Below are 5,355 nucleotides of genomic sequence, written 5' to 3' on the forward strand. Positions count from 1 at the left end.
TCATTGGAATTATGGAGCATATAGAACCATGTGGTGTGCATTCTGGAGATAGTAATGCAACTTTACCTCCTTTTAATTTAGGTGAATTTGTGATGCAACAAATAAAAGACCATACTAAAAAAATCGCAGTAGCTTTAAAAACAGTAGGATTGATTAATATTCAATTTGCAATAAAAGATGATTTAGTTTATATTATCGAGGCCAATCCTAGAGCTTCTCGTACCGTGCCTTTTATTGCAAAAGCATATGGAGAACCTTATGTAAATTACGCTACTAAAGTAATGTTAGGAGAAAATAAAGTAACTGATTTTACCTTCAATCCACAATTAAAAGGATACGCAATAAAACAACCGGTTTTCTCTTTTAGTAAATTTCCAAATGTCAACAAAGCTTTAGGTCCAGAAATGAAATCAACTGGTGAGAGTATTTTGTTTATTGATGATTTAAAAGATGATCAATTTTATGATTTGTATGCTAGAAGAAAAATGTATTTAACCAAATAAAAAAATCCCAATTGAAAAATTGGGATTTTTAGTTCATACTATTTATATTATATTTTATTTTCTCAATGGAATATTTGCTAAAATTTCCAACACGAATTTCCAATATTTTTGAGCGGATGCAATATTTGCTCTTTCATCAGGGCTATGAGCACCTTTGATGGTTGGTCCGAAAGAAATCATGTCCATTTCTGGGTAATTGGTTCCTAAAATTCCGCATTCTAAACCAGCGTGACAAGCTACAACATGAGCTTTAGTTCCGTTTTGTTTTTCGTATATTGAAGTTAAAACATCTAATATTTCTGAATTAGCATTTGGTGTCCAACCCGGATATGAACCTCCAAAAGTAACTTCACAACCCATTAATTCAAATGCAGAACGTAAAGCGTTGGCTAAATCAAATTTTGAAGTTTCCACCGATGAACGTGTCAAACATTGTACGGTTAATTTCCCCTCCGCTACTGTAATTTTTGCAATGTTATTAGAGGTTTCTACTAAATTATCAAAATCAGCACTCATTCTGTATACTCCATTATGAGCTGCATATATCGATCGAACCATATAAAACTGTGCCATCGGAGGCATTACTTTAGTTGGTGTTATTGCTGATTTTTCAATTACAATTTCTAAATTTGGTTCGGTAGTTTTAAATTCAGCTTTTATTTCATTGATAATTTCTTGCATATCAAACGTAAATGCTTCATCATAAATAGGAGCAATGGCAACTTGAGCAATACTTTCTCTGGGGATGGCATTTCGTAAACTTCCTCCATTAATAGTTGAAATTTGTAAGCCAAAATCTTCAAAACCATTAAAAAGTAAACGGTTCATAATTTTGTTGGCATTTCCTAAACCTTTATCTATGTCCATTCCGGAATGTCCACCATTTAAACCTTTTATGGTAATGGTGTAACCAACAGCATCAGCAGGGGTGTTTTCTTCATCGTATTCTGCCACTGCAGTTACATCAACACCTCCCGCGCAACCAATATCAATTTCATCGTCTTCTTCAGTATCTAAATTTAAAAGAATTTCACCTTCTAATAACCCACCTTTTAATCCCATTGCGCCTGTCATACCTGTTTCTTCATCTATTGTAAATAAGGCTTCAATGGCAGGATGAGGAATGGTCGTACTTTCTAAAATAGCCATAATTGTGGCAACACCTAAACCATTGTCAGCACCTAAAGTTGTTCCTTTTGCGCGAACCCAGTCACCATCAACATACATTTCGATGCCTTGTGTTTCGAAATCAAAATTGGTATCATTGTTTTTTTGGTGCACCATGTCTAAATGCGATTGCATTACAATGGTTTTACGATTTTCCATCCCAGCAGTAGCAGGTTTTTTGATAATTACGTTTCCTACTTCGTCTTTAATGGTATTTAATCTTAATTCTTGACCGAATTTCATCATAAATGCGATTACACGTTCTTCTTTTTTCGATGGACGTGGTACGGCATTTAAATCGGCAAATTTGTTCCAAAGTACTTTTGGTTCTAAATTTCTTACTTCTTGACTCATTTATGAATTGTCTTTTTTATATTATTTATTCAGATTTTATTGAATTACAAAGTTACAAAGTTTAATTTCTTAATAAATGAAATTGTAGTTATATTTACAATTTATATTCATTTTGTGAAGAAGTTATATTTATTAATTATTCAAATTATTCTTGTTAAAGTAATCTCACTTTTTCCAGAACAAGTAGAGCGTTTTTACAGTAATGGCTTGTATTTGTATATTTCTAAGATTAGTCGATTGCTTTTAGGTTGGATTCCATTTTCTGTAGGGGATATCGCTTATATGGTTTTAATTTTATTGGTTTTTAAATGGCTGTATAATAATAGAATTGGATTTTTAAAAAATTGGAAAACAAGCGGGCACACAATTTTAAGTTTTTTTTCGATAGTGTATTTCTTATTTCATTTTTTATGGGGATTGAATTATTACCGAATTCCATTACATGAAAAAATCGGTATTAAAAAAGAATATACCAAACAACAATTACAAAATTTGACATTAAAATTAATCGCCCAAACCAATCATTTACAACTTCGAATAGCAAAACAACATTATAAAAAAGTAGTTTTTAATTATTCTGAACAACAAATGTATGAAATGGCTCCAATCGGCTATATAAGTTTACCCGAACCATTATCGTATATGCAATATCAACAAATAAGTATCAAATCATCAATTTTTAGTTTGCCATTGAGTTATATGGGATTTGGGGGTTATTTGAATCCGTTTACTAATGAAGCGCAGGTGAATAATATGAAACCTAAATACACTTCGCCATTAACTATTTGTCATGAAATGGCACATCAAACCGGAATTGCATCAGAAAGTGATTGCAATTTTATTGGATTTATAGCTGCTTCGCAAAATAAAGATATTTATTTTCAATATTCGGCATATGCTTTTGCTTTGAATTATTGTTTGTATAATTTAGAGCTAATAGAAGCGGGAAGCAGTAAAACGTATAAAGTATTTATAAATAAAGGTGTTTTGGAGAATTTTAACGAAAACAAAACCTTTTGGAAACAATACCATTCGTTTGTGGATACCTTTTTTGAGTATATTTACGATTCATTTTTAAAGATCAACCAACAAAAAGACGGAATGGAAAGTTATAGTAAATTTGTTGGGTTATTAATTAATTACGATTTAAAACACGAGATAATTCATGCAAATTAACCCATCAATTAACGGTTGGATTGAAAAGTTTCTATTTCAGTATGCTAGTGGTGTATCAGATTACACAACTGATGAGTCATTTTTTTTGGCATGCCAGAAAAGTGGTTTAATCTATGGTTATGTAGTGAACTATCATCTAGACAGTAATTTTGATGATTCTAAATGGGATCTTGAAGAAAGAATGAAAGTCGGTTTTTTAGCAACCTTATTTGCTTTGTATAAAACAAAAAAAGAAGATAATTTTCAAATATTTATTGAAGATTTATTTCAATTTTATACTAAAATATCAAAAGGAAATTTTAGTTTTTTAAATATGGTTTTGCCACATACCAATTCCTATCAAAAACTAGAAAGTATTATTAATGAACGCATACAAACCAATGATAATATTGTAACCAAAAATTTTACACACATGGTTACTAATGCTATGTTGTTTATTGATGTTTTGGCATTTGAATATTACTTGAAAAATAATGACATTAGTGTAGATTTTTTTAAAAATTTAGAACGCAAATGTTTGGCATTAATGATGTTTTCTTTAAATGTTAAAATAGATAAATCAGAGTATGATATTATGTTGTTAAAAATGTTTGAAAATTCGATGCGATATTCTAAAGTTTCAAAGGTAAAAAGTAACGAAATAATTGACATTGTTTTTGAAGGAAAACGGTCTGAATTAGAGAGTTTGTATTTGTATGAAATTGCACATATGACCTTGTTAAGTGATGGCGTTGTAAATGAAAATGAGCAAGTATTTCTCTCTAATTTTTGTTTAAAATTAAATTTAAATAAAAATAATCAAAATACTGGTAATGAGTTGGTTAGTTTTATAAAAAAGTATAAAAAAGAATTGCCTTTTTATAATTTAAATCATCCCGTAAAACAGTTTTACACCAACACCCAAGACATTATTGCAAAGTTAGTAAGTAGAAATAAAACTAGATTACTTAAGGAGCTTTCTGAAAGTAGAGAATTGGTGAAATTATTAGGAAAATCAACTCAAAATGAATTGAGTTTTGAAGAAAAAAAGAAAGTAAAAAAACAGCTACTAGACATTTGCAAAAGCATTCCATCGCTCACTATTTTTTTACTTCCAGGTGGTGGTTTATTATTACCAATTTTGATAAAGTTTATACCACAATTATTGCCATCAGCGTTTAATGAAAATTTAAATGATTAGAATTTTAGTTGATATACATCATCTAAATCTTTATTTGAACTCATGTTCACATTCAAATCAGTAACATATCCTGAATTTAATCCATAAGACCAGCCATGTAAGGTTAAATCTTGGCCATTTTTCCAAGCAGATTGAACTATAGAAGTTTTAGATAAGTCAAATACTTGTTCTTTTACATTAAGTTCAACAAAAGCATTAAATCGGTCATTGTCATTGTCTATAGAATCTAAATAATCGCTATGCAAACGATAAACATCTTTTATATGACGAATCCAATTATCAATAATACCGATCGAGTCATTACTCATAGCAGCTTTAACCCCACCACAGCCATAATGACCACATACAATTACATGCTTAACTTTTAAGACATTTACAGCGTAATCTAAAACACTTAACATGTTCATATCACTATGAACAACCATGTTAGCTATATTTCTGTGTACAAAAACTTCACCGGGTTTAGCGCCTATGATTTCATTGGCTGGAACTCTACTATCTGAACATCCTATCCACAACAAAGGAGGAGTTTGGCCTTTTGATAAATCTTTGAAATAATCAATATCGATAGCCAATTGACTTTCAACCCATTTCTTGTTATTTTCTAATATTTTTTTATAAAAATCGCTCATAGGTTATGTTTTGGTAATAAGATTATTTTGAAACAAATAAATTTTCAAGTTCAAATATATAAAAATTCATTAAACACAATAGATTTTATAAGTTTTAAATAAAATTAAATAATTTAATGACGTAGCGCAGCTAGAGAGAAATTCGGATTATGTTCATCTTTAATAAACTCTACATCGTTATAAAATGTAACATTACCCGTTTCTAAGTCATGCATAGCGCCTACTATTCCTATTTCGCCATTTTCAACCATTTGCTCTAATATAAAACTTCTTTCTATGATATTCTTCACATTTCTTTTTACATTAATTTTGGCAACATTTTCAACAAAAGGTCCATTACTGG

Annotated in this window: 5 protein-coding genes and 1 pseudogene; 3 read left to right on the top strand and 3 right to left on the bottom strand. The window is 30.0% G+C overall.

Annotation, left to right across the window (positions count from 1 at the left end; all coding sequences use genetic code 11):
- Positions 1-503, top strand: a pseudogene (locus ACIQ2I_RS07625) (carbamoyl-phosphate synthase large subunit); the annotation flags it as partial.
- Positions 504-557: 54 nt separating this feature from the next.
- Here the strand turns inward: ACIQ2I_RS07625 and ACIQ2I_RS07630 are convergent.
- Positions 558-2,024, bottom strand: a complete 1,467-nt coding sequence (locus ACIQ2I_RS07630) for an aminoacyl-histidine dipeptidase (RefSeq protein WP_396181829.1) — start codon at positions 2,022-2,024, stop codon at positions 558-560.
- Between the two features lie 114 nt (positions 2,025-2,138).
- Here ACIQ2I_RS07630 and ACIQ2I_RS07635 point away from each other — a divergent pair, with 114 nt between their 5' ends.
- Entirely contained in the window at positions 2,139-3,200 is a 1,062-nt protein-coding gene (locus tag ACIQ2I_RS07635; protein WP_396181830.1) for a DUF3810 domain-containing protein, read from the top strand.
- Positions 3,190-4,380 (top strand): LETM1-related biofilm-associated protein, encoded by a 1,191-nt coding sequence (locus ACIQ2I_RS07640; protein ID WP_396181831.1) that lies wholly within the window; start codon positions 3,190-3,192, stop codon positions 4,378-4,380. The genes ACIQ2I_RS07635 and ACIQ2I_RS07640 overlap by 11 nt, the downstream gene beginning before the upstream one ends.
- On the opposite strand, the gene can is transcribed toward ACIQ2I_RS07640, so the two are convergent.
- Positions 4,377-5,012: a carbonate dehydratase gene (can, locus tag ACIQ2I_RS07645; RefSeq protein WP_396181832.1), complete on the bottom strand. Its 636-nt coding sequence runs from the start codon at positions 5,010-5,012 to the stop codon at positions 4,377-4,379. The two genes, ACIQ2I_RS07640 and can, sit on opposite strands and share 4 nt — an antisense overlap.
- 113 nt (positions 5,013-5,125) lie before the next feature.
- Positions 5,126-5,355, bottom strand: a 230-nt coding sequence (locus ACIQ2I_RS07650) for a carbonic anhydrase (protein WP_396181833.1), incomplete at its 5' end; no start/stop codon positions are given.

Origin of the sequence: Flavobacterium sp., from assembly GCF_044368995.1 — a bacterium.
GTDB lineage: Bacteria > Bacteroidota > Bacteroidia > Flavobacteriales > Flavobacteriaceae > Flavobacterium.

What these genes read in the sequence shown, in the direction of transcription:
- ACIQ2I_RS07630 (WP_396181829.1), bottom strand. Translation starts at nt 2,024, where the DNA reads ATGAGTCAAGAAGTAAGAAATTTAGAACCAAAAGTACTTTGGAACAAA.
- ACIQ2I_RS07640 (WP_396181831.1), top strand. Translation starts at nt 3,190, where the DNA reads ATGCAAATTAACCCATCAATTAACGGTTGGATTGAAAAGTTTCTATTT.
- can (WP_396181832.1), bottom strand. Translation starts at nt 5,012, where the DNA reads ATGAGCGATTTTTATAAAAAAATATTAGAAAATAACAAGAAATGGGTT.